Consider the following 22,763-nt stretch of genomic DNA (forward strand, 5'->3'; position numbering starts at 1 on the left):
CAGGACGAGGTCTGCATGGGCAAGAACATGCAGGTGCTTGGATACGGCGGTACGGCTCATGGGAAAATGCGGCGTCAGCTCTTTGAGCGGCAATTCCCTCTCGCCAATCAGGCTTAACATCTCCCGCCGGGTCGGATCCGCTACCGCCTGAAAAATATCCTGCTGCTGTGCTGCCGATGAAGCTGGCATGCTCAGCCCTCCAAGAAGGCGGACAGCTTCTTCACGATGCCGCTCCAGCCTCCGTCCATCCGGCCTCTTACCAGCTCGTGCGGCTCCCCGAATTCAGTCAATTGCTCAGCTGTCCAGCCGCTGTGAATCAGCGTGAATTCAACCTGATCACCCTGCTGCACCAATTCAAAGGTTAGCGTCCAATCCTTGCCCCAGGCAAAGGACAACCGCTTCTCCGGCTCAACCTCCAGCACCTTGCAAGGGGATTGACCAAAGGGTCCTGCCTCGAGAATAAACTCATGACCTGCCACCGGCTGCAGATTGCCGGGCATAAACCAGGCCGCCAGCCCTTCGGGGGTGGATACCGCTTCCCACACCTTTTGGAGCGGGGCATGTACAAGGATTGTCTTGCGAATATCGGGTAATGCTTGAGTAGACATTAGAAATACTCCCTTTCGGATTTTTATATAGGAAACCATATGGTTTCACTTTATTATACTTCTTATGCGAGAAATATGAAACTCTTTAGTTTCTATATAGAATTAGGATGACGCATGCTGGGGGCAATGTGTGGAATATTCTTACGATCGCTGTTGCCTGCGGATTGCTTTGACTGAACTAAATCATCCCAAGGGAGTTTTACTCATCAACTTACTTTTGGTATGATAGTGTCCAATTAGCAATTCAGCTATCCTTGCGACTTGCCATTACGGAGCGCAAATTTGAATACAGGAGGTCTTTGCTCTATGTCTGACTTGAATTATCACCTTCACACGGAAGCCGATCGTACGGATAGAGGTGCAACGGCGATTCCTCTCTCTATTTTGGATCTGGCTCCAATTCCGGTCTCAGGCTCGGCTGCCGAGTCGCTGAGCCGCTCGCTTGATCTGGCCCAGCATGCCGAGCGCTGGGGCTACAACCGCTTCTGGCTGGCCGAGCACCATGGCATGCCTGGCATTGCCAGCTCTGCGACGGCCGTGGTCATCGGCCATATCGCCGCAGGCACGAGCACGATCCGGGTCGGCTCGGGCGGGATTATGCTGCCGAACCACTCGCCGCTGGTAGTGGCGGAGCAGTTCGGCACGCTGGAGTCGCTGTATCCGGGGCGGATCGACCTTGGACTCGGGCGTGCGCCCGGGTCTGATCCGCTCACGGCACAGGCTCTGCGCCGCGGTCCGGGCAGCGACGGCCAGGACTTCCCGGAGCGGCTCCGCGAGCTTCGGGAATATTTCCGGCCCGGCGACGGCCCGGCTCTGCCGCCGCGGGTCCGGGCCGTTCCGGGCGAAGGGCTGAACATCCCGATCTGGCTGCTTGGCTCGAGCGGCTTCAGCGCTCAGCTCGCAGCCGTGCTCGGCCTGCCGTTCTCCTTCGCCAGCCATTTCGCGCCGGACTATCTGATCGCGGCGCTGGAGCTTTATCGCTCCCGGTTCGAGCCCTCGCCGCACTTGGAGCGGCCTTATGCGATGGTCGCGGTCAATGTCATCGCGGCGGACAGCGATGAAGAGGCCCGGCGTTTGGCGACAAGCCAGGAGCAGCAGTTCCTGGGCCTGATTCGCCGCCAGCCGGGGCAGCTTCGTCCGCCGGTCGATTCGATGGACACGATCTGGACTCCACAGGAGCGGGAGCTTGTCCATCGTCAGCTTAGCTTCGCGGCTATCGGCTCGCCTCAGACTGTCCGTAAGAAGCTGGAACAGATCCTGGAGGAGACCGCCGCAGACGAGCTGATCGTAGCCACACAGGTCTATGATCATCAGGCCCGGCTGCATTCCTATAAGCTGCTGGCGGAGTTGATGAGATAATCACCTATGCCTCTTATCCGCCGCCGTTCATGAATTCAATCCCCATCGTAAACAGCAGTCAGCCCCGTCGGCATTTCCGCGACGGGGCTGACTGCTGTTAGTTTAGAAATGATGCTGATACCACGCGGATGCCGCGTCAATCTCTCCCTTAGTGAGCTGATGACCAGAGGATTGCCATTGTACCGTGACATTGGCCCCTGCTCCGGCAAGCAACCGCTCCAGCTCTTCTGTCTCTTGCGGAGAACAGAGCGGATCGTTTGTCCCTGCTCCGATAAATACCGGAAGCCCGTTCATCTTCGGCAGCTCTATGCCTCTTCGCGGAACCATCGGGTGGTGCAGAATCGCGCCGCACAGCGCCGCACTGTAATGAAAGAGCAGGCTACCCGCGATATTGGCTCCATTAGAGTAGCCTATCGCTACGATATTGCTTCGGTCAAATCCGTAGTTGTCTGCTGCTTCGCCAAGGAAGCTATGCATTTCCTCAGTGCGCAGAACCAGATCCTCTTCATCAAATACCCCTTCTGCCAGACGGCGGAAAAATCGGGGCATACCGTTTTCCAGAACGCTGCCACGGAGGCTGAGTACTGACGATTGCGGCGAGATGATTCCGGCAAGCGGGAGCAGATCCTGTTCTGTCCCTCCGGTTCCGTGCAATAACAGCAGCACAGGCGCTTTAGCATCGATCCCTTGTTGAAATATATGCTTCATTCCTGGTCTCCCTCCAATAACCGAACCTGAATCGGCTCCAAGTTTGCTTCGATGGCTTCTCTTTGCTGCTCAAACCAGGCAGGAAGCATCAGCTTCTCTCCCCTACGGCTCAGGGGCTCATCACGGGAAAAGCCTGGCCCTGCACCCCCGGCGCCATAATTCATAGGTTCAAGGTTGATATCGTTTATATTACCTAATTCTGCCATAGAATGGAATACGGCAAAAGACCCTTCCTGCCCAATCGGTAAAATCTTATTGAAAGGTAGCCTGTGCATGTCTACCGAGCTTCTTCAACAGCTCCGCAGCAATCCGTCTCTCCTCTTCCGACAGACCGGACATGACTTCAGCAATGACCTCTGCATGCTTGGGAAATGCCTCCTGAATGAATGCGGTACCTTCCTCCGTAATCTCCGCATAAATCAAACGGCGGTCTTCCTTCGAGGCATTGCGCCGTACAAAGCCGCGCTTCTCCAGCTTATCCACTACATAAGTGATATTGCCGCTGCTCATCAGCACCTTGCCGCCAATCTGCTGGATCGGCTGAGCGCCCTTATGATACAACAGCTCCAGCACTCCAAATTCCGATCGCGTCAGACCAAATCTGCGTATATCCTTGTCCATATGTGCATTTACCCATTGACTGGCTCTGGTTAGCGCAATATGAAGGTTCAAAGCATCCTGCTGCGGATAGCTCATAGCGAAACCCTCCTTGCTTTAAATTTGTTATATCTTAATATAAAGATAAATAATTTAGAACTAGTTGTCAAGGGCAGCAAGCTTGAACACGCTCACGGGCTACTTCCACTCCTCCGGCAATAACCCGGCATAATGCGGCTGGAGGTAGCGATCGTCCACGAGCAGCAGCAGTCCGCGGTCATTCTCCGAGCGGATCAGCCGCCCTCCAGCCTGAAGCACCTTATTCATGCCGGGATAAACATAGGCATAATCATATCCGTCCTTCTCCCGGGCCTGAAAGTAATCCCGAATCAATTCCCGTTCGAGTCCAATCTGCGGCAGCCCGATCCCGATTACGGCCACTCCGGTCAAGCGATCGCCTACCAGATCGATCCCCTCGGAGAAAATTCCGCCCATAACGGCGAATGCAGCCAATGTCTGTCCGTCTTCCGCCTCAAAAGCCGCAAGGAATTGCTCTCTTTCTGCCTCCGACATGGATGCCGTCTGCCGCATCACTGCTATGTTTTCCGGCAGGCCTACGGCCACTTCTTCATAGATCAGGTTCATATAGGCATAGGAAGGAAAGAAGAACAAATAATTACCCTTGCGCTCCAGGAGTACCGTCCTCAGCAATCCGCCAATGGAGGCCTTTGTCCGGTCCCGGTCCCGGTATCGGGTCGAATACGGAAGGATCCGCACCTGAAGCTGCTCCCGGGAGAACGGCGACGGTACGCTCAGGGTATAATCCTCTTCGTTCGCCCCGAGCATATCCCGGAAGTAGGACAGCGGCGACAGCGTTGCGGAGAAGAAAATGCGCGAGCGGAAGCTCTTGCCGGCCTCGCGCAGCAAGCTAGAAGGATCGAGGCAGAACTGGACCAGTCGTACCTCATTGGATGCAAACTCCGTATAACAGATGTATCGCTCATCATAGAGCTTGCCTGTCCGCAGGAAGTTGTTCGCCATAAAATATGTCTCAAGAAGCAGCTCCGCCTTCTCTGCCAAGGCACCGCCTGTCATGGGCGAGAAGAGCTCCCGCTCCGCCTCAACCAGAAAATCCTCCGCCAGCTTGAGCAGAGCTTCCGGCTTGTCCGTATCGATTCGATGCGGTCCATCCGCTTCCTTGCGCAGGGCAACAAAGCAGCTGTTAACGGCCTTCGCAGCACGGTACACGCCATCGTTGATGCCTTTGTACGCCCGCTGCAGCTCGAGAAAGGGTCGCTTGGCCAGCTCTGCGGAATACATATCCCGGCCCCGGTCCACCAAATGGTGCGCCTCGTCCACCAGCAGTGCAGCCTTGCCCTTCTGCTCGGCGAACATTCTTTTTAACGAGACTCTGGGATCAAATATATAGTTATAATCGCAGATGATCGCATCTGCGGTATAAGCCAGCTCCAGCGAAAATTCAAACGGGCAAACCCGATGCTTAATCGCATAAGTCTCAATCACCTGCCTGCCAAGCAAGGTCTCATTAGTTAAAATATCAAGCACCGCGCCGTTGATCCGATCATAGAAGCCGTCCGCGAACGGACAGTCCTCCTTGCGACAGCTTACTTGCTCCTGAAGGCATACCTTTTCTTTGGCGGTCAGGGTCACGGCATGCATCCGCAAGCCTCCCTCCTCCAGCAAGGAGAAGGCAGCTTCCGCCGCCGCGCGATTCGTCGTCCGGGCTGTCAGATAGAAGATCTGCTGCAGATGTCCCTCCCCGATCGCTTTGACGGCCGGAAAGATCGTCGAGATCGTCTTGCCGATGCCCGTCGGCGCCTTGGCGAACAGGCTGACCTTCTCCTGGATCGACTTGTATACCGCGCCCGCCAGCTTGCGCTGTCCTGCCCGGTAGTCCGGAAAGGGAAACTGCAATGCGGTAATGCTCTGATCGCGCTGGCCGCGGTGAGTCATCAGAAGCCGGGCATACGGCGCGTAGCTCTTCACTAACTCATGAACAAAGGCCTCCAGCTCTGCGAACTCCTGCTTCTGCCGGAACCGCTTCAGCTCCCCGGACGGAAGCTGCATGTAGGTTAGCTGAATCGCCATATACTCAAGCCCGCGCTCCAGAGCTGCCATATAGGCATAGCATTTCGCCTGGGCCCAATGAACCGGATAAGTTTCGGCTTCGATGAGCGTCAAATCGCCGGAGGTCGACTTAATTTCGTCGATCATCAGCCCGCCGTCCTCCAGCACAAGCAGACCGTCACAGCGTCCATCCACCAGAAAGACCAACTCGCCGCACGGAATCTCTGCAGACAAATACACCTCTTTCTGATCCTGCTCGCCATACTGCCGCTGCACTTGCTGATGTGCCCTCGTTCCCTCCACAAGCGCATTCGGCCGGCTGAACCCGCTGTTCAGATCCCCGCTGCGCAGCACATATTCCACCAGCGGTCGGACCGCTATTTGAATGAAAGGGATTGCCTCCACCTCTACTTCTGCTTCCGCCTCTGTCTCTCGATTCCTCGTCTTCTTCAAACCATCCATGCCGTCCTTTCTTTCAGCAGCCCATCGAACTCGAACATTTGTTCCAATTATACCACAGATGCCGAACGTGATCTTGTTCCTATCGGATTACTTCCCCCTATGGAAAAATATTGGTATTCATTTCAAAAAAGGAGGCATGCTTCCATGAAGATGAAGAAGAAGCGCTTTATTCGTTTCAGCGTTGTATGGCTCTTATGTTCTGCCCTTGCTGCCTCGTTAACAGCCTGTCTTGGGGGCGGCCCTCCTGTCGACAAAGCTTCTGTAACTACCGATGCCGAAGCTTCTGCGCCGAAGCTGGATCCGCAGCAGGCCAGAGAGATCATTCTGCGGGGCAGCTTCACAGATGAGGTACGCAATCGTCTCCTTCGGGAGGATATTCTGTATTTTGCCGAAGAATTTCCCAGGAAGCATAAGTATCCGTTCACGTATCTGACGGAGGAAGCATTTAACCGGCAATTGGAGGAGCTGGCCGACAAGGTGGATCGGCTCAATAACAACCAGGTGTTTGTTGAACTCAATAAGATCATCGCCAAGATCAAGGATGCCCACACTTCCATCAATTATTGGGACGGCTATACTTATCCGCTTCAGTTCTACATGTTCGGAGAAGACATCTATGTAGTGAATGCCGATCAAGGTCTTCAGGAAGCCTTGAACGCACGGATAACCGCCGTCAACGGAGTTCCGATCGATGAAGTTGTGGACAAGCTGACCGAGCTTGTCTCCTATGAGAACGAAAGCTGGCTGATGGCGCGTCTTCCGGAGTATTTCGCCTCGCCGGTCCATATGCATGGGCTGGGAATAATCGACAATGAGAAAAGCACCCTATTTACCGTTGAGAAGGAGGGAGAGCAGCAGGATCTCCTTATCCCGATCCTCAATTACGGGGAAGAGGCGGACTGGATAAACACAGCAACAAAAGACATTTTTACCGGCCTATATGAGCAAAACTATGAGTACCGTTATCTCCCGGAGCACCAGACGATCTATTTCGAGTACAATGCCTGTGCTGAGCAAGAAGGCTTGAAGTTCAGCAGCTTCAACAAGCAAATGTTCAAAGAAATCGAAAAGCAGTCGCCAAAGCGGCTAATCCTGGATTTGCGAAGCAATGGCGGAGGTGACTCTGAGGTTCTGAACCCATTCACCAAAGCGTTGAAGAACTATACCGCCAAGCACCCTGACATGCAGGTGTTCATTCTGATCGGACGAAATACATTTTCCTCCGGAATGTTTGCCATTTACCGCACCATTGAAGCTGCACCGAATGCCGTCACCGTCGGGGAGCGCTCAGGAGGAGCCATCGACTGCTATGGCGATGTAAGAATGTTTCAGTTGCCCAACTCGCAGCTTCCCATCGGTTACAGTACAAAATACTTCGAGTTCAGCAGCAGCTTCAGCTACAAAAATCCGGGCGAGGGCACTTTTATCCCTGATGTGGAGATGACTCCTGCATTTGAGGATTACGTCAAAGGCAACGATGTCGTACTGAACTATGCGTTGTCCAACTGAACCCTGCGCTAACGGACTCAACCACTTTGGTCAACCCAACACAAAAAGTCTGTCCGCATTCCCTTTAGCCAGGACAGCGGGCAGACTTTTTTCTTTTTACATCTGAGAAGCCTATCAGCGATGATGAAGCTCACGGAACTCATGCGCCAACATGCTCATCGTAATGGAGTCGTGGTAAGCATGGTTGTAGAACAGGGCCTGACGCTGGACCCCCTCCCGCCGAAAGCCAAGCTTCTCATAGACATGCAGCGCCCGGGGATTATAGTCAAAGACATTCAGCTCGATCCGGTGCATGTTGAGCACACCGAAGCCATACTCCAGCATCAGCTTAAGCGCCTCGCTTCCATAGCCCTTTCCGGTCTCGGCGTTGGAGCTGATTGCAATGCGGATATTACAATTCCGGTTATAGACATCCATGTCCTGCAGCGCGATATCTCCAATGAGCTCATCCGTATCATTCAGGGCAATCAAGAGCAGCACACTGGTATCATCCTGATTCTTCCGTTCAATATAGGAAGCGATGCCTTCCTTCGTGAAATGGCGCTGGGTGCCGGTTAGCAGCCTGGTCTCGGCGTCAAATAACTGATGAAAGTACCATTCCGTATCCTCTACGCTGATCGGCCGCAGGTAAACCTTCTCCCCCGCTAAAAACCTGATTTGCTTCATCCTTTTCATATCTCCTTTATTTTTCGATCGAACCTAATGTACCATGATACTGTATACTTCAAAATATACAGATTTTATAAATCTGTAAGGACAGACTGGTTGCAGAAGGGCGGTAATCCCATGGATATGAACAGCTTCCCATCGCCTGTCTATTGCGGCACGGCATCGACTCCACGTTATCAGGAAATATATGAAGCGTTGAAGCAGCAAATAATAGCTGGCGTACTCCGGGAAGACAGCAGATTGCCTTCGATCCGGAAGTATGCGGAATATTTAAATATGAGCACGACCCCGGTGGAATTTGCCTATCAGCAGCTAGTGGCGGAGGGCTTCATAGAGAGCCGTCCAAGACGTGGATATTTCGTCGTGAAGCTGCCCGAGACTTATCAAAAGCTGGGGATCCGGCTGAGGGGGGATGTCCCCCCTGCTTCCGGGAACCCACTTCCTTTATCGGCAGGCGACACAACCCCTGAAAGCCATCCCCCGGACGGGAATCCATATCAATTTGATTTTCATTTATCAAAAAATGATTTCAGCCTCTTCCCTTTCAGCATCTGGAGAAGAATCAACAACCAATTGTTCCGCCCGGATACCCGGGATTTGCTCTTCTACGGTGATTCTCAGGGAGAACCGGAGCTGCGGCTGGAAATCGCCCGTTATCTTCGTCAGTTTCGCGGCGTAAGATGCACTCCGGACCAAATTGTTGTCGCCTCCGAGCAGCATATGCTGCTTCAATTTCTTGGGCAGATTTTGAAGGAATTCAGCGGCTTGTGTCGAGTGGCTACAGAAGACCCGAGCTACCCGCTCGTCCCAAACACCTTGCGGTCACTTGGCTTTGATGTAAGCCCCATCCCGCTGGACGCGAGCGGCCTGCGCACGGATCTGCTCCGGCAGAGCAGGGCCCGGCTTGCCTATATCTCTCCCTCCCACCAGTTCCCTACCGGATGCGTGATGCCGGTCAAGAGACGGCTGGAGCTGCTGGAATGGGCCAAAGAAACGGACAGCTTCCTGATAGAGGATGACTATGGCGGCGAGTTCCGGTATGCCGGAAAGCCGATTCCGTCCCTTCAGGGGCTCGTCCCCAATCAGCATGTGGTCTATCTCGGCGGATTCTCGCAGGTGCTGGCCCCCGACTTTTGCATCCACTATATGGTGCTTCCCGAACCGCTTGTTCCGGGCTTCCATTCGTGGCGTTGTAACATCCTGTTTGAGGCATCCTGTTCGCGCATCCATCAACGGACACTGCAGGTATTCATTCAGGAAGGCCATTTTGAACGGCATATTCGCCGCATGCGCAGCCTGTATCGAAAGAAGAATCTGCAGTTGTCCTCGGCCATTACCCGCCACTTTGGGAGCAAGGCTGCGATCTCCGGCAGTAGCGCCGGACTGCATCTCATCCTGGAGCTGTCGAGCCCGGAACAGGAGACCGGCCTGCTTCGCAAGGCGAAACAGGCCGGCATTCGGATTGCGTCGGAGGCTCCCTTTTGGAATCAGCGGCCGGAGCAACTGCCGCCCCGCTTCCTTCTAGGATTCGGAGGCATTCCATCCGACCGGATCGACGATGGCATACTAGCCTTGCATCAAGCCTGGTCGGGATCAGAGTAATGGCCGTGGGCTATCCTCATCCTTCCAGGCAGAGCTTGATCAGGTCGTCCACATGGGCGGTAGCCAGGCATTCCACCGTATCGGCGGCGCCGTAATAGATTTTTACCTCTCCATCCTCCTCCAGCACCATGCCGCCGGGGAAAATAACGTCATTGCGGAAGCCCCCATCCGTCTCGTACGAAGCTTCAGGCGCAAGCAGCGGTGATCTGCTCATCCCGAGGATCTTCTTCGGATTGTCGAGATCCAGCAGCATAATGCCGGCCGTATACCGTTTCTTCCATGACGGCTCCCAGCCGTTCTTCCCTCTGGCGGGGTCGATATCCACCGCATGGAACGTAGTGAGCCAGCCCTTGCTCGTCTTCACGGGCGGTGCAGCAGGGCCGATCTTGTCATTGGCAAAAGGCACCTGCTCTACCGCCAGCAGCAGCTCGGAACGGCCCCAATAGGTCAGATCCGGCGACTCCGAGATCCAGGTGTCGAACCGGTCCGCTCCGCCGCGGCTGTACACCGTAAACGGGCGCTCCAGCCGGACGTAGTTGCCGCCAATACGCTCCGGAAACAGTACCATATTCCGTAAGTCTGGCGTCGACAGGCTCAAAATTTCGAAGGATTCGAAATCATCCGTCACCGCAATGCCTCCCCGGATGCCATGCTTCGTATCTACGGCGAAACACATATAGCAGCGTCCGTCGATGACCGTCAGACGCGGATCATAAGCGCGCACAATCTCTTCGTCCCGCAGCTTGAAGATCGGCTTCGGCCCCGCCGTCCAGTGAATGCCGTCGTCGCTGAAGGCAATGCCCAGGTCCGTCGTATGGCTCGGCTCGATCGTCTGCTTCTCCAGCGAACCGTAATCGTTGCGGAATACCATGACATAGCGTCCGCCGAACCTGGCGACGCCCGCATTGAAGACAAGCGCGGTGGGGTACGGCACGCGGGCGGCATCCAACACAGGATTAGCCGGGTGACGGCGAATGAGGGGGCTGGACGCCAGCGCTCCGATGATCGGCATATTTTGGGTTTTCATATATCAGTATCCTCCTAGTGTACGCAATGGTTGCCTCTTCTAGACAAGACGCCCATGTCCTTCAAACGGATAGTCGATTGTAATACGCCCTGCTTCGCAGTCGCCAATGCCGCTGTAAAGATCAGCCTTGCCATCCGGGCGCATCACAATGCCCGCAGAAAAGACACAGTCGACCAAATGCGGTATTTTAGCAGGCCCGGGCGGGTAGCAGGGGCGGCTGCCGATCAGCTGAAGGTCAACGGACTCCCGGGTTGCCGGATCGAAGACGAAGGCCATGTTCAGGTATACCTTCACCTCCAGACCGCTCTCGTCCTTATCCTGATGGCAGATATGACCGATAACCCCTATTTTGCCGCTGTCGAGCAGATAGGCCTGATTGACGCCTCCCCATTCACCTTCTCCGAAGATGCCGTGAATGTACGGTGCGCTCTCGATGACATCCGCAGTCAAATCCTCCAACCTGTCGATGACCGTGAAGCCGATCATGGATTCGCTTCCATATTTGCCTTTCATCTCGGCATTGCGCGGACGGGAGAAGACGCCGATCCTGCCATCCGCCAACGGAACAAGACGAATGTCCTTCATTTTATTAGGGCCGGTTGTGAAATAGTACAAGTCGTGAAGATCGGTACCCCGGAAAAAGTAACCGAAGAACGTACTGTATTTTCCGGACTGGTATTGCACATGGGTCCCGCCCATAACGAGCTCATCTCCGATTTCGGTGATGTAGGGATCCTCAAGTGTATAGATCATGCTATCTTTTACTACGGTCCATTCATCCCGTCCTGTCTCCTCGAACAGGCGCACCCACGAGCGGGCCCATTCATTGCGCCGTTCCACCCGCCCGAACAAATAGCGCTTCCCGTCCCGTTGGAATGGAATTGAAATATTGTAGACATCAAAGCCGTCCACGCCATGAAAGACCAGGGTCGCACTTTCATAGATTTTTTTGGATGCTTCAAATTCAATTCTCTTCTGCTTCAGGGTCAACGTTCTCCACACCTTCCTTTGATTTCGGTCCTTTATTTAAGAGTAGCCAGGTATTCCTGAAATTGCTTCTGATATTCGGCAACCACGTTATCCAGGCCCGCTCTTCTCATCTTTTCCAGCGCTGCCGGGAAGGCCTCGTCGTAATCCTGAACACCCATATAAATTGGAGTAATGCTTGCCGAAGCTTCCGACAATATGTTGGTGTATTCGGCTCTTACATTCGTCGGGTCAAAGATAAAGTTCGCCGCAATGCTGTTTATTGCATCCGGTTTGGCCTCAAATAAGACGGCGTTGTTCTCAGGAATGCTGTTCTCCAAGTCAAACCGCATAAAGTTGACGTTGCCGTTCTGCGAGTCGGAGCCTCTATATCCAGGATTGTTGTTGTTATTCGGATCCTTGATCGGTTTGAATCCTTTCTCACCGTCCGCGGTGTAGTGCTTGCCCTCTATACCATATTGTACCAGATCATAGTTTTCTTGACTTGCCAGCATCCAATCCATGAATTTAACGGCCGCCTCCGGATTCTTGCTGTTGACTGGCACGGCATTCCCGTTCTTGAAGGTGAGCGGACGCAGGTACTCCTTCTCCGGGTTGAACCATACAACTCCGATATCATCTACAGTGGCTTCGGGATTGTATTTCTGGAGCCCGCTCAGGCTTCCGCCGGTGCCCAAGCGGACGAACCATTCACCGCTGTCGAGCTGCGCGTCTACCTGCTCTTGCTTCATGACCAGAATATCGGGATTGGAAATCCCCTTGGTGTACAATTCACGCATGAAGGACGCATCCTTCTTGAACTCCTCGGTCTCAATCCAGGACTTGACCTCGCCGTTTTGATTCACATAAAAGAACTTATCCTTCACCGTGAAGGGGAAGGAGTCATAAGTCCGGTGCAGAATGGACGTGTGCAGGAAGATCGGGTCAAAGTCCGCCCGTGTGCCCAGATACGGCTTGTTGTTTCCCTTCCAGTTCTTCATGACAACCTCCCAGGCGCTGATCAATTCAGCCGGAGTCTTCGGCTCCTCGAGATTATTCTCGCGGAGAATATCGCGCCGAATATTGAACTGGCCTTCACTGGCCATTTCAACCCAATAGGAAGGAACAATATAATACTTGCCATTAATTTTAGCGCCATCGAAGATATCCTCGGGAATATATTTCTTCAGGTTCTCCCCGTACTTTTCGATCGCATCCGAGATATCCGCCAACGCACCGCGATTATAGTAGCTGGAGAACGGAGTGCGGTCCTGCATGACGTGGAACAGGTCAAAATCTTCCCCGGTAGACAGCATCAAGTTCAGCTTCTGGTCCCACGCGTCCCAAGGAATATAGACCTTTTCCACTTCCACGCCTACCCCGTCTGCGGCCAGCTTTTCATTGACCTTCTGGTATACTTCCTTGTAGTCCTTCGGCTCCGTGCCGGGAACCAAATATTTGATTTTGACCGTCTCGGCAGGCTTGCTGCCATTCTCTGTGTTCGACCCGGTGTTCGCCGAGTCAGAAGCCTTGCCGCATCCTATCAATGTTGAAAGGACAAGAACCGCGGCCAGTAGAAATGCGTACTGCTTTTTCATAAAATAGACCTCCTTATATGATGCTTTATTTATGTCAACCCCAAAGGGGATGATCAACCTTTAACCGAGCCGATAACCAAGCCTTTCACAAAATACTTTTGCAAATACGGGTAGAGGAAGATGATCGGCCCGATCGTCACAATCGCCGTAGCCATCTTGACGGATTCCGCAGGAAGCGTCATCCCGCTCGTACCGGCAAGCATCGTCATCTCGTTCAGCATGCTGATCTCCGACTGCAACTGCAAGAGCATAAATTGCAGCGGGTACAGTTCTTTGTTGTCGATCAGCATGATCGCATTCCACCAGTTGTTCCAGTAGTCCAGCCCGTAGAAGAGCGCAATCGTCGCCAGGACGGGCATGCACAGAGGAAGATAGATCCGGAACGCAATTGTAATATCGTTGGCACCGTCTATGGTTGCCGACTCTCGCAGCGAATCGGGCACGCCGTTCATGAAGTTGCGGACCAGAAAAAGATTGAACGGGCTGAACAGGAGCGACGGAATAATCAGCGCCAGAATATTGTTGGTCAGACCAAGCGAGCGATTCATTAAATACCAGGGCACAATCCCTGCTGAGAAAATCATGGTGATGAAAAAATAAAGCGCTAACAGGTTACGGTTTTTGACATTCTTGTTCGCCAGCGTGTATCCGGCCATGGATGTCACCAAAACAGCGAGTACCGTTCCAACGATGGTAACGAGGATTGAAATGGCGTAGCTCTGCATAACCTGTGAGCCGCCTGTGAAAATCAATTTGTAGGCATACAAGGAAAACTTCTCAGGGAAAAAACTGTAGCCGTTCCTTAATAAGGCATCCTCATCCGTCACCGAGATCATGAGCACCAGCAGCATCGGAAACAGACACAACGCTGAGTATATCGTGACCAGGGAATACATGACCACCTTGCTGAGGGAAAACTTCTTCATGACTAATTCCTCCTAAAACCTTACTTCGGCAGGCCTTTGCCGGATTGGAATTTAATACAGGGCCCCGTCCTTAAAGAATTTGCGGGTAACCGCATTCGTGCCGAAGACGAGAATGAACCCGACAACGGACTGGAACAGTCCGACAGCCATTGCTTCCGACGGATCGCCGATCTGACGCAAGGAGCGGAATACGTACGTATCGATGATGTCCGTGGTCGAATACAGGGTGCCGTTGTCGCCGACCAAGGCGTAAATCATCCCGAAATCCCCATACATAATTTTGCCCATCGAGAGCAAGGTCAAAATTACGACTGTAGGCATCATCAGAGGAATCGTAATGCGCAGGCACATCTGCCACCGGTTGGCTCCGTCAATCTGGGCCGCTTCATACAGGGTCTCATCGATGCCCGCAATGGTGGCCAAATAAATCACGGCGCTCATTCCCGCTCCCTTCCATACGTGCATTGCCGTAAGAATGGCAGGCCATACCTCCGGCTCCGTATACCAGTTGACCGAAGCAATTCCGAGCGCATTAAGCATTTGATTTACAATTCCCATATCCATGGAGAAGAAGGCATACAGCACATAGCTGACTACGATCCAGGAGATGAAATGCGGGAACAGCATGACCGATTGGCTGATCTTGACAAAGAGCTTCTTGCGCAGCTCGTTCAGCATGAGCGAAATGATAAGCGCCGTCAGCGTACCAAAGACAATAAAGAGCACGTTCAAGAAAATGGTATTGAAGGTGACTGTAACCGCTTTGTAGGAGCGAAAGAAGAACTCGAAGTTTTCCAGCCCTACCCATTCACTATTGAAAATCCCCTTCGTATAATTGAATCGTTGAAAGGCAATGACCATGTAAGGATAGGTCATATACCCGAAGATAAAGGTGTAGATCATGGCCGGAAGCACCAGCAGGTAAGATGTTCGGTTGTTACGGATATCAGAAAATATGCCGAATGCCCGTCGCTGTCTCTTTTCCAATTTCGCATCCTCCTAAATGTTTGGTGGGCATTGCTTCCTCAATCGGCTTTGTGCAAAACTCACTTGGGAAGCATAAGCTCAGCGAACGGCTGGACCTCCGCCGCTTGCTATAAACTCTATATCAACGGGCTGGCGTTGCCTATTTTAAATACCGGATTTCGCTTTCACGATTTGAATAAAGGGCTTTCAAAAATCCGAACTGATTTTCATTTTTAAAGAATAGAGTATCTTTTGAATCGGCTTTATTTTATATTGAAGAAATTAAAGCGGTTGCAACGGAGGGAACCCTTATGCTAATCACCATGAATCGTCTTGTTCGCTATAAGGCATTCCAGAAACTGACTATTTCATATTTCCTGCTGATTCTTCTCACAGTAAGTGTGCTATCCACTTATCTCTTTTATTTTTTCTCCAGGAATGCAGTCCAGGAAATCGATCGCAATTCCAGAGCCATGTTATCCCAGATCAGCTATGCTTCTGACGTCATCTATAATCAAGCCATGATCATCGGCAATTCCCTGCTTACCCAGCCGGAAATTACCTCTTTCCTGAATAATACGGAGGAGAACAAGACAACTAATTATCATGTTTTTCAGCAATTGTCCCAGATTCAAAGCGCGTACCCGCACATCTACAGTATCGGGATCTACCGGCCGTCCACGAAAACGGTAGTCGACACGGCCGGACTGCCGTTCGATTCATCGCTCTACGCGATCAGCGCCGAGCAATACATGGAGTTTTACCCGCGGAGTCTGACCGTCCCTCACCGCAATAACGGGGTGCCGCTGAAGTTTCTGACCTTTCTGCTGTACCCGGACTATTCGTTGCTAACCACAGGCAACCCGCTCATCTATATCAACGTTGAGGAACAATCCATTTTGACGACGATCCGCAAAATCGGCATCACCGATTCGGCCAATAACGTGTTCGTCATGAGCAATGAAGGCAAGGTCCTGTCTCATACGGACTCCAATCAGTTTCTGGACGATTTGTCCGAAACACAGTATGTGCAGCAGATTTTGAGCGAGGATATGGCGGAGAACAGCTTTACGGCCAATATAGATAATAAGAAGCATCTGATCGCCTATGTAAAATCCGAGGAAATGGACTGGTATTTTGTAAGCGTTACCCCGTACTCAAGCCTGATCTCCAATATCGACCACCTTCGCAATGTTACGCTGCTTGTGACAGGAGGAATCGTGCTGACGGGCCTGCTTGCTTCTATATTTCTGAGCAAAAGCATCTATAGGCCGCTTTCCGCCTTATTTGAAAAGATCATAAAGAACTCGGCCTCAGTAAAGACCTCGTATATCGATGAATATCAGGTCATCGCTGAAATGTTCAATTCCTTGCTGGAGAAGGAAAAGTCGATGCAATTCATGATCGACCGCTCATCCCGAACGATTCAGGAGCATTATCTGCACTCCCTGCTGCGAAGCAATTCGCTTGATACCTCCGTCCCGGAGGAGCTGATTCAGGATATCGAGGAGGAGCTTTCCGGTTCCTATTTCTGTGTCATTGTGTTTAAAATCGACGATATGGAGCCGCCAAGGGGAGGAGGAGCCGAAGGCGGGCAAAAGCCGCTCTTGCGCTTCGTCCTTGGCAATATTGCCAAGGAAATGCTGGAGCCTCTCGGACAGTGCGATTATCTGATTACGGGGGAAAATGAAGCCGTGGCCGTCTGCCAATTCGCGAAGAGCGAACGGCCGGAGGAGCTGAAGCCTGCCTTGCGCAACGTACAGAGCTTCCTGAAGCGCTACTTTAAAATGACGGTCTCGATCGGGGTGGGCGACATGACCTATGGCAGAAAAAACATCTCGTTCTCCTATACTTCGGCACAGCAATATGTAAAATACAGGCTGATCTATGGAAAAGAATCGATCATGGATGCTCTGACAACCCGGCCGCATATCATGACAACCCTGATTTACCCGACCGATTGCGAGAAGAAGCTGATCGAGGCGGTGCAATCCGGCAAACCGGACAATATTGAGGAAGCGACCGAGCAGTTTATCCAACACATATCCGTCGGTTCGGTTAATCAGGTGATCACCTACAGCATCCAGTTATTACTGTCCCTGCTCAAGCATTTTGATTATTTGCGGCATCTTCCGGACTCTAATTTCACAGAATATCTGGATGCCGTCACCGATATCGAGGGCGCCGAGAATCTGGCGGAGATCAAGAGCATCTTCAAAAAATACGGCGCCAATATCTGCAGCCTGATCGAGGAGAAGAACCATTGGATCAACGCGCAGAAGCACAATATTGTCATCGAAAAGGTGCAAGCCTACATTCAGGAGCATTACGCCGAACCTAATTTGTCCCTTGAGCTTGTGTCCAATATTGCCGGCTTATCTCCAAGCTATCTGGGGAAATTGTTCAAGGGGGCGACCCGGCAGTCGTTCAACGAATACCTGAATCAGATTCGACTGGAAAAGGCCAAAGAGCTTTTGGCATCGACCAATGAGACCGCTGCTAAAATCAGCGAGTCAGTCGGCATATACAATACGACTTATTTCTCAACGCTCTTTAAGAAAAAGTTCGGTTTATCTCCGTCGGCCTTTCGGGAACAGGAAGCAATAAAAAATAAGGAAATGAGAAATGACTGACCCTCATCCGTGAAATGCAAAATCAGCCTGGCTCGAGTCGCGAGTCAGGCTGATTTTTCACCAGGTCTGGACTAGATCACCTTCATTATGGGGCGGAGACTTCCGGCACCTTGTTCATGAAGCTCTCCAGTTGATTGCCCGTGACTTTAATATCCGGAACGATCCGGGTATCGGTAATGTTGTTCTGCATTACGTTCCAATAGTGATTTACGGCATACAGCATCACCTTATGCTGCTTGTCCTCGAACACAAGTTGTCCGACTCCTTTTCCGAAGGTCGTACGTCCAATGACCGTAACGCGATCCCCATAAGTTTTGAGCCCCAGCGTGAGCAGTTCGGCTGCGCTTGCCGAATTTTCATCGACAAAAACCGCAATGCTGCGGAATGAAATCTGGTCGGGATCCGAGTAATAGCTGTAGCTCGTCCCGTCCCGATAAATCAAGGTGCTGGTTACAAGCTCCGGCAGCAGGAGGTCAAGTATATTATTGGCGCTCTCGGTCAGTCCGCCTCCATTACCTCTCAAGTCCAATACTAACGTCTTCTCTTCAGGCGAAGAAATGTCATCTACCAGCCTGATGAATTGATCATCTGTAGTTTCAGAGAAGCCGTCAATTTTAAAATAGCTGATATCGCCCATATCCGTATAGATGATGTCGCTTTCGCCGACTCCCGTTAACTGGTCATAGAGATCCCCGTAGATTAGAAAGGTAAAGCGGTCTTCCGGTTGCTTTGCTTGATCGATAATAGCAGCGATCTCGGACCCGGTCAGTCCGGGTGTGTCCAGCTTCTCCAGACTGCGTTCCAATTTGGCTGCATCTTTCCCATACAGATAGTTGTCCTTAAAAAACTGTTTGATCCGTGTCCCTAGCGGCTCACTGTAACTGTTTAAGGTATCTTTGACATAGGTAGCCGTGCTGTCGTTATCATAGATTTCCAGAGCACGCTCGCTGTATTTGCGGGCCTCGGCCTCATTGCCCAGCTTCAACTGCGTAAGGGCGAGATTTGACCAAGCCTCATAATCGTCGGGATCGATCTCCGTGGCCTGAAGGAAATGTTTGGCTGCAGCCTCATCGTTCCCAAGCTCCATTTCACACCACCCGGTATACCAAGGAATATCCGCAGAGACTGGCACTAGAGCCTCCAGCGCCTGTGCTCCGAATTCAGCGCAGCGGGCATAGCGTTTGCCCCAGCTAAGCGCCTGAAGCTTCTTCGCATATCCGTTCTGGTTAGCAGGATTATTCACGATTTCGGCACCAAAGAAGGAGACCGCCTTCATATAATGTCCCTGGTCCAGATAGAATTGTCCCATGACCATTAGCAAGCGGTGCGGATCGTCCGAGCCAGTATATACACCTTCTGCTCCTTCCATATCCCCGAGTGCGCCGTACACTCGAATCAACCATTCATCCAGCTCCGGCTCCTCCGGAAATTGGACAGTCAAACCTTGAAAAAGCTTCAATGCCGCCTCATATTCGCCGTATTCATAATAAATCTGGCCTAGCTTGCGGTGAGCCAGCCATTCCGAGGGATACAGCGCCGCAACATCTTCATAAAACTTCGCAATCTCATCATATTCAGCGGTTTCTTCAATATAGGCTCCTTTCGCCCAAGTCCCTTCATAAGCATCTGAATACCGCTCCATAAAATTATCAGCATACTCCTGAGCCACATCTCCCCGGTCTAAACGAAGCAGCGTATATACTCTCATGGCGGCTGCATCGCCATCAGCCGGATATTCCTTCAGGTAATTATTGAACCGCTTTAAGGCATCAGCATAGTCTCCCCGATCGATCTTGATCATGCCGATTCCATAGTTCGCTTCCGGATTGCGGCTATTTAGTCGGATGGCTTCTTCGTAACTGGACAGTGCCTCATCGATCCTATTCAGGCCATAGAGAGCATTAGCTCTATTGACGCTCTCCACATCATCATTAGGAAGCATAAGCATGGATTTGTCCGCATAAGCCAAAGCTTTTTCATAGTCGCCCATATCGTGGTACGCCCAGCTTAGATTGTTGAACGGAGCATCCAGGAGCGCAGGCACGCGTTTCTCCCGATCTAATTGTTCAAGCTCAGGATCCACCTCATATACATAACCTATGGATTCTTCAAGAGAGGCTATCGCCTCTTCATAGCGTCCCTCTTGAATTAGGTTGATTCCCTTTTCATTCGTATCATAAATCTTCTGATCCAGCTCTTCGGGAACTTGATACGGAGCCGCCTCAGGAAGATCCAGACATCCGCTTACCAGCCCCATTCCCAGAATAAAAATACCAAACTGCAACAAACGCAACATGGTCCTCAATGATGATCGTTCCTCTCCAATAGACTCTCTTTATCCCGACACTTCTTCTTGCTCCGACGTCTCCATTGCTGCCTCAAGTGAGCTTGACACACGCTGATAAAGATAGGAGATTCCCAGAAGCAAGATACCGAACGCGAAGAAGGCAATGATCTTGCTTCCGGCTGTCATCAGATTAAGATCGAATAAGAGCATTTTCCCGGTGGAGAACAGGGTGAGACCCAGACCGATTCTGCGAATCTGCAAGTATTTCCGGCGGAATCCGTATCCGATGTATCCCAATGCCAGCAGGAGATAGGTCATGCTGAACAGCCAGCCGATAGATCCAAGCCGGAGCTGTACGCCCAGGAAGGCTGTAATGATGCCTAGCAAGTAAAGCCCCAGCAGAACCGGATACCATTCCCTTCTCCCGTTATGCGACAAGAATATTTCCGATAGAAGATCCCGTGCGCTAAGCAGCACCATTGCCTGAAGCGCGATCAGAATAAGCAGTCCCGCAATATTCTCCGCGCCATTCGGAACCCCTGCAGGATTCAATGCCGGCAGAGTTAACGTGACGACAATGGCTATGAGGTAGCCGATCCCGTACAAGATTCGCGAGTAATAAGTCATGAAGGCATTTCTTAGAACCGATACGGACGATAGAGCATAGGCCAGGACCAGAGTAACGCAAGCAAAGAGCAGGAGCCTGAAAAAGTCGTACAGCGATGAGCTGTACGGCATCAACCTTTCATACATCGCTCCGGACTCATAAAGCGCATAAAACCAGATATTAACTAGAGCCGAGTTGCTTATCGCAGATATGCTGTCCTTTTCTCCGCGGCCATAACGGCCCGCCACATCCGGAAGGCGCAGTCTGAAGGCATAGAATAAAGCTAGCCCCAGCAGGCCCATGGACAGGAAGGTATACTTCCATTCGAAGTCTAGCGGGCTTATGTCCACTAACCCGAACAAGATATCGACAGCTATGAACGAGAAGACGCAGAGCGCCGTAATAATCCAACCAATCCGCTCGACTCTCCGGGATTGATACAAATGGCCCAATACAGAGAGAACGAGGGCTTCCAGCAGCCAGGCAACGGACACATAATGGATGCCGAACTGCAAAGGAATGATCCAGAGGGAAAAGGCCACCGAAGTTCCATAGAACAGAATTCGCGTGCCTCTCTCCTGCGGCAGACGACGCTGCGAGATGATCCCCAGCGCAAGGTATACGGCGGAGAAGATCAGCGACAGCAAGCCGTCCAGCTTCTCCCATCCGGCGCTATAGAGCAGGCTATACAGCACAATACAATTGACAGCTGTATTGACGGCCAGCAGGGCAAAATCCATTCCGCTTAACCGGACCTGCTGCTTCATCGGCAGATACAAGGTCACACCCAGGTACAGGGCGAAGGAAGCCACTGCATAGAGCATCCCGATCGCCGGAAGTTCTGCTTGGTAGACTAGCATAAGCATAGAAATCACATGCAGTCCGAAGCTTATGTAGTGAACAATGGTCCAGCGTTTACGAAGAGATACGGCAAGGATTAGGCTGCTTAGCAGGAATAAATAGCCCATCGCGACATAGACGGCGTTCCCTTCCATTCCATAAGCAAACATATAGGAATAGAACGGCAGGTATCCCCCGACCAGCCCGAAGCTGCAGATGGTGCGCGACTGATATCTCAGAGACAACGCCACCGCCGCCGCTGTAATCAGAACGGATACCGCCATTCCTGCGGCGAGACTAAATATTTCAAGCAGGAAATAGCTGTAGAAGACCGAGCCGTAAAGCACTGATATCCCGCCGCCAAGGAGGCTGAGCGCAAATACCTGTCTCTTTTTCCGAAACAGCCATTCTCCGCCTGCCATCATCAGGAGCCCAAGCAGGAAAAAGGCCGCCGACTTCATCCCTTCATTAAACCAGTGAAGATATGTATAGCGGAACGCCGCCCCTACGGCAAGCAGAAGCATCAATATGCCCAGCTTGCTAAGCAGGTTCAATCCGATTTTCATTTCCAGACGGTTCTGCTTCACCCGCCGCTGGAACACTTCTTCAGACAACGGTTCGGAAGCCATCTGATCGTAACTGGATGTGATATCGTCCTGAAGCTTTCTTTGCTCGGTCATCAGCGCCTGACGCTGTGCGGCCATCTTCCCGTTCAGCTCGGCCTGCAATTGAGCAAGCTTGGCGCTCATCTCTTCCTGATCCGCAGCTAAGAAATTTCCGGCTTGTTTATAAAGATGTTCAATTTTAGTCCTCGCAGACTGTTCTACTGCAATCAGCTTGTTCATATGGCTATGTGATGCAGAAGAAAAATAGGTGTCCAGCTTCTGTCTGGAGGCCCGAATGAAATCCATTCGCTCGTCAAGCATTTGCTCGGACAAGGCCTGGCGAAGCTTGCGGTTCTCTTCCTTCAAGGCGTGCATTCGAGCCGCCAGTTCTTCCGCTTGCTGCCTGTATTCCGTATATCCTGCGCGCAGCTGCTCATTCTCGCGAACGGTGTCATTCGCTTCATACTCGCTCAGCAGTTGCTGATATTCGCGGGCAATTCCTTGCTGGGCATCACGCAATTGCTCCAGCCTTTGCCTGTAGGTATCCATGTTTCCCCTCCCATGGGTGGTTTGGTGCTTTTATCCATTCTACTACATAACGACCCGCTTGAACCTCTAATTTTCATAAAATAAGGCTATGGTTGCAGGTTGAGAAATATGATACGATTGCACCTGTTCGGCCTGTCACTGACATTTTGGGCCACCC

At 51.9% G+C, this 22,763-nt stretch carries 18 protein-coding genes; 4 read left to right on the plus strand and 14 right to left on the minus strand.

The features are described 5' to 3' along the window. Both TX85_RS27700 and TX85_RS18580 read right to left on the minus strand, forming a co-directional pair. Positions 1 to 189: metalloregulator ArsR/SmtB family transcription factor (locus tag TX85_RS27700; RefSeq protein WP_044481207.1), on the minus strand; the 189-nt coding region annotated here is incomplete at its 3' end. A 2-nt stretch (positions 190 to 191) separates the two neighbouring features. After that, positions 192 to 608, minus strand: a complete 417-nt coding sequence (locus TX85_RS18580) for an SRPBCC family protein (protein WP_044481208.1) — start codon at positions 606 to 608, stop codon at positions 192 to 194. 306 nt (positions 609 to 914) lie between these two features. On the opposite strand from TX85_RS18580, the gene TX85_RS18585 reads away from it, so the two are divergent. Further along, positions 915 to 1,967, plus strand: a complete 1,053-nt coding sequence (locus TX85_RS18585) for an LLM class flavin-dependent oxidoreductase (RefSeq protein WP_044481209.1) — start codon at positions 915 to 917, stop codon at positions 1,965 to 1,967. A 102-nt stretch (positions 1,968 to 2,069) separates the two neighbouring features. Here the strand turns inward: TX85_RS18585 and TX85_RS18590 are convergent, their stop codons facing one another. The 4 genes from TX85_RS18590 to TX85_RS18605 all read right to left on the minus strand — a co-directional run bounded on the left by TX85_RS18590 (position 2,070) and on the right by TX85_RS18605 (position 5,822). Continuing rightward, a complete protein-coding gene (locus tag TX85_RS18590) occupies positions 2,070 to 2,675 on the minus strand; it encodes an alpha/beta hydrolase (protein WP_044481211.1) in 606 nt (201 codons plus the stop codon). Next, complete coding sequence (locus TX85_RS18595; RefSeq protein ID WP_044481212.1) at positions 2,672 to 2,881, minus strand: VOC family protein; 210 nt, start codon at positions 2,879 to 2,881, stop codon at positions 2,672 to 2,674. Before TX85_RS18595 ends, TX85_RS18590 begins: the two co-directional genes overlap by 4 nt. 46 nt (positions 2,882 to 2,927) lie before the next feature. Beyond that, positions 2,928 to 3,371 (minus strand): MarR family winged helix-turn-helix transcriptional regulator, encoded by a 444-nt coding sequence (locus TX85_RS18600; RefSeq protein WP_044481214.1) that lies wholly within the window; start codon positions 3,369 to 3,371, stop codon positions 2,928 to 2,930. Between the two features lie 99 nt (positions 3,372 to 3,470). Further along, positions 3,471 to 5,822, minus strand: a complete 2,352-nt coding sequence (locus TX85_RS18605; protein ID WP_187375178.1) for an ATP-dependent DNA helicase — start codon at positions 5,820 to 5,822, stop codon at positions 3,471 to 3,473. Between the two features lie 144 nt (positions 5,823 to 5,966). On the opposite strand from TX85_RS18605, the gene TX85_RS18610 reads away from it, so the two are divergent. After that, positions 5,967 to 7,331, plus strand: a complete 1,365-nt coding sequence (locus TX85_RS18610) for a S41 family peptidase (RefSeq protein ID WP_044481215.1) — start codon at positions 5,967 to 5,969, stop codon at positions 7,329 to 7,331. A 114-nt stretch (positions 7,332 to 7,445) separates the two neighbouring features. Here TX85_RS18610 and TX85_RS18615 read toward each other — a convergent pair whose 3' ends face one another. After that, positions 7,446 to 7,997 carry a GNAT family N-acetyltransferase gene (locus TX85_RS18615; RefSeq protein ID WP_233500796.1) on the minus strand — a complete coding sequence of 184 codons (552 nt, stop codon included), beginning with the start codon at positions 7,995 to 7,997 and terminating at the stop codon, positions 7,446 to 7,448. 120 nt (positions 7,998 to 8,117) lie between these two features. Between TX85_RS18615 and pdxR the strand changes: the two genes are divergently transcribed. Then, positions 8,118 to 9,602: a MocR-like pyridoxine biosynthesis transcription factor PdxR gene (gene pdxR, locus TX85_RS18620; protein ID WP_049895060.1), complete on the plus strand. Its 1,485-nt coding sequence runs from the start codon at positions 8,118 to 8,120 to the stop codon at positions 9,600 to 9,602. Positions 9,603 to 9,618: 16 nt separating this feature from the next. On the opposite strand, the gene TX85_RS18625 is transcribed toward pdxR, so the two are convergent. The 5 genes from TX85_RS18625 to TX85_RS18645 are packed head-to-tail and all read right to left on the minus strand — an operon-like array spanning position 9,619 to position 15,106. Then, positions 9,619 to 10,629, minus strand: coding sequence for a glycoside hydrolase family 130 protein (locus tag TX85_RS18625; RefSeq protein WP_044481217.1), 1,011 nt, complete (start codon positions 10,627 to 10,629; stop codon positions 9,619 to 9,621). A 39-nt stretch (positions 10,630 to 10,668) separates the two neighbouring features. After that, positions 10,669 to 11,619: an MTP-1 family protein gene (locus tag TX85_RS18630; protein WP_044481218.1), complete on the minus strand. Its 951-nt coding sequence runs from the start codon at positions 11,617 to 11,619 to the stop codon at positions 10,669 to 10,671. A gap of 32 nt (positions 11,620 to 11,651) precedes the next feature. Then, positions 11,652 to 13,193 carry an extracellular solute-binding protein gene (locus tag TX85_RS18635; protein ID WP_044481220.1) on the minus strand — a complete coding sequence of 514 codons (1,542 nt, stop codon included), beginning with the start codon at positions 13,191 to 13,193 and terminating at the stop codon, positions 11,652 to 11,654. 53 nt (positions 13,194 to 13,246) lie between these two features. After that, positions 13,247 to 14,119 (minus strand): carbohydrate ABC transporter permease, encoded by an 873-nt coding sequence (locus TX85_RS18640; protein WP_044481221.1) that lies wholly within the window; start codon positions 14,117 to 14,119, stop codon positions 13,247 to 13,249. A 51-nt stretch (positions 14,120 to 14,170) separates the two neighbouring features. Beyond that, the gene (locus TX85_RS18645; RefSeq protein ID WP_044481222.1) at positions 14,171 to 15,106 is read right to left on the minus strand and encodes an ABC transporter permease; all 936 of its coding nucleotides are present in this window, start codon (positions 15,104 to 15,106) and stop codon (positions 14,171 to 14,173) included. Positions 15,107 to 15,396: 290 nt separating this feature from the next. Here TX85_RS18645 and TX85_RS18650 point away from each other — a divergent pair, with 290 nt between their 5' ends. After that, entirely contained in the window at positions 15,397 to 17,718 is a 2,322-nt protein-coding gene (locus TX85_RS18650) for a helix-turn-helix domain-containing protein (protein WP_044481223.1), read from the plus strand. Between the two features lie 85 nt (positions 17,719 to 17,803). Here the strand turns inward: TX85_RS18650 and TX85_RS18655 are convergent, their stop codons facing one another. Beyond that, complete coding sequence (locus TX85_RS18655; protein WP_044481225.1) at positions 17,804 to 20,014, minus strand: S41 family peptidase; 2,211 nt, start codon at positions 20,012 to 20,014, stop codon at positions 17,804 to 17,806. A gap of 39 nt (positions 20,015 to 20,053) precedes the next feature. Continuing rightward, positions 20,054 to 22,606, minus strand: coding sequence for a DUF2339 domain-containing protein (locus TX85_RS18660; RefSeq protein ID WP_044481226.1), 2,553 nt, complete (start codon positions 22,604 to 22,606; stop codon positions 20,054 to 20,056). Positions 22,607 to 22,763: the final 157 nt, after the last annotated feature.

The sequence above is a fragment of the Paenibacillus antibioticophila genome (assembly GCF_000455265.1).
Classification (GTDB): domain Bacteria; phylum Bacillota; class Bacilli; order Paenibacillales; family Paenibacillaceae; genus Fontibacillus; species Fontibacillus antibioticophila.

Excerpts from the sequence above, each read along its gene's own strand:
- TX85_RS18655 (WP_044481225.1), bottom strand. The coding sequence starts at position 20,014 with ATGTTGCGTTTGTTGCAGTTTGGTATTTTTATTCTGGGAATGGGGCTG.
- TX85_RS18660 (WP_044481226.1), bottom strand. The coding sequence starts at position 22,606 with ATGGATACCTACAGGCAAAGGCTGGAGCAATTGCGTGATGCCCAGCAA.
- TX85_RS18590 (WP_044481211.1), bottom strand. The coding sequence starts at position 2,675 with ATGAAGCATATATTTCAACAAGGGATCGATGCTAAAGCGCCTGTGCTG.
- TX85_RS18640 (WP_044481221.1), bottom strand. The coding sequence starts at position 14,119 with ATGAAGAAGTTTTCCCTCAGCAAGGTGGTCATGTATTCCCTGGTCACG.
- TX85_RS18650 (WP_044481223.1), top strand. The coding sequence starts at position 15,397 with ATGCTAATCACCATGAATCGTCTTGTTCGCTATAAGGCATTCCAGAAA.
- TX85_RS18585 (WP_044481209.1), top strand. The coding sequence starts at position 915 with ATGTCTGACTTGAATTATCACCTTCACACGGAAGCCGATCGTACGGAT.
- pdxR (WP_049895060.1), top strand. The coding sequence starts at position 8,118 with ATGGATATGAACAGCTTCCCATCGCCTGTCTATTGCGGCACGGCATCG.
- TX85_RS18610 (WP_044481215.1), top strand. The coding sequence starts at position 5,967 with ATGAAGATGAAGAAGAAGCGCTTTATTCGTTTCAGCGTTGTATGGCTC.
- TX85_RS18580 (WP_044481208.1), bottom strand. The coding sequence starts at position 608 with ATGTCTACTCAAGCATTACCCGATATTCGCAAGACAATCCTTGTACAT.
- TX85_RS18605 (WP_187375178.1), bottom strand. The coding sequence starts at position 5,822 with ATGGATGGTTTGAAGAAGACGAGGAATCGAGAGACAGAGGCGGAAGCA.
- TX85_RS18595 (WP_044481212.1), bottom strand. The coding sequence starts at position 2,881 with ATGGCAGAATTAGGTAATATAAACGATATCAACCTTGAACCTATGAAT.
- TX85_RS18635 (WP_044481220.1), bottom strand. The coding sequence starts at position 13,193 with ATGAAAAAGCAGTACGCATTTCTACTGGCCGCGGTTCTTGTCCTTTCA.
- TX85_RS18625 (WP_044481217.1), bottom strand. The coding sequence starts at position 10,629 with ATGAAAACCCAAAATATGCCGATCATCGGAGCGCTGGCGTCCAGCCCC.
- TX85_RS18615 (WP_233500796.1), bottom strand. The coding sequence starts at position 7,997 with ATGAAGCAAATCAGGTTTTTAGCGGGGGAGAAGGTTTACCTGCGGCCG.
- TX85_RS18600 (WP_044481214.1), bottom strand. The coding sequence starts at position 3,371 with ATGAGCTATCCGCAGCAGGATGCTTTGAACCTTCATATTGCGCTAACC.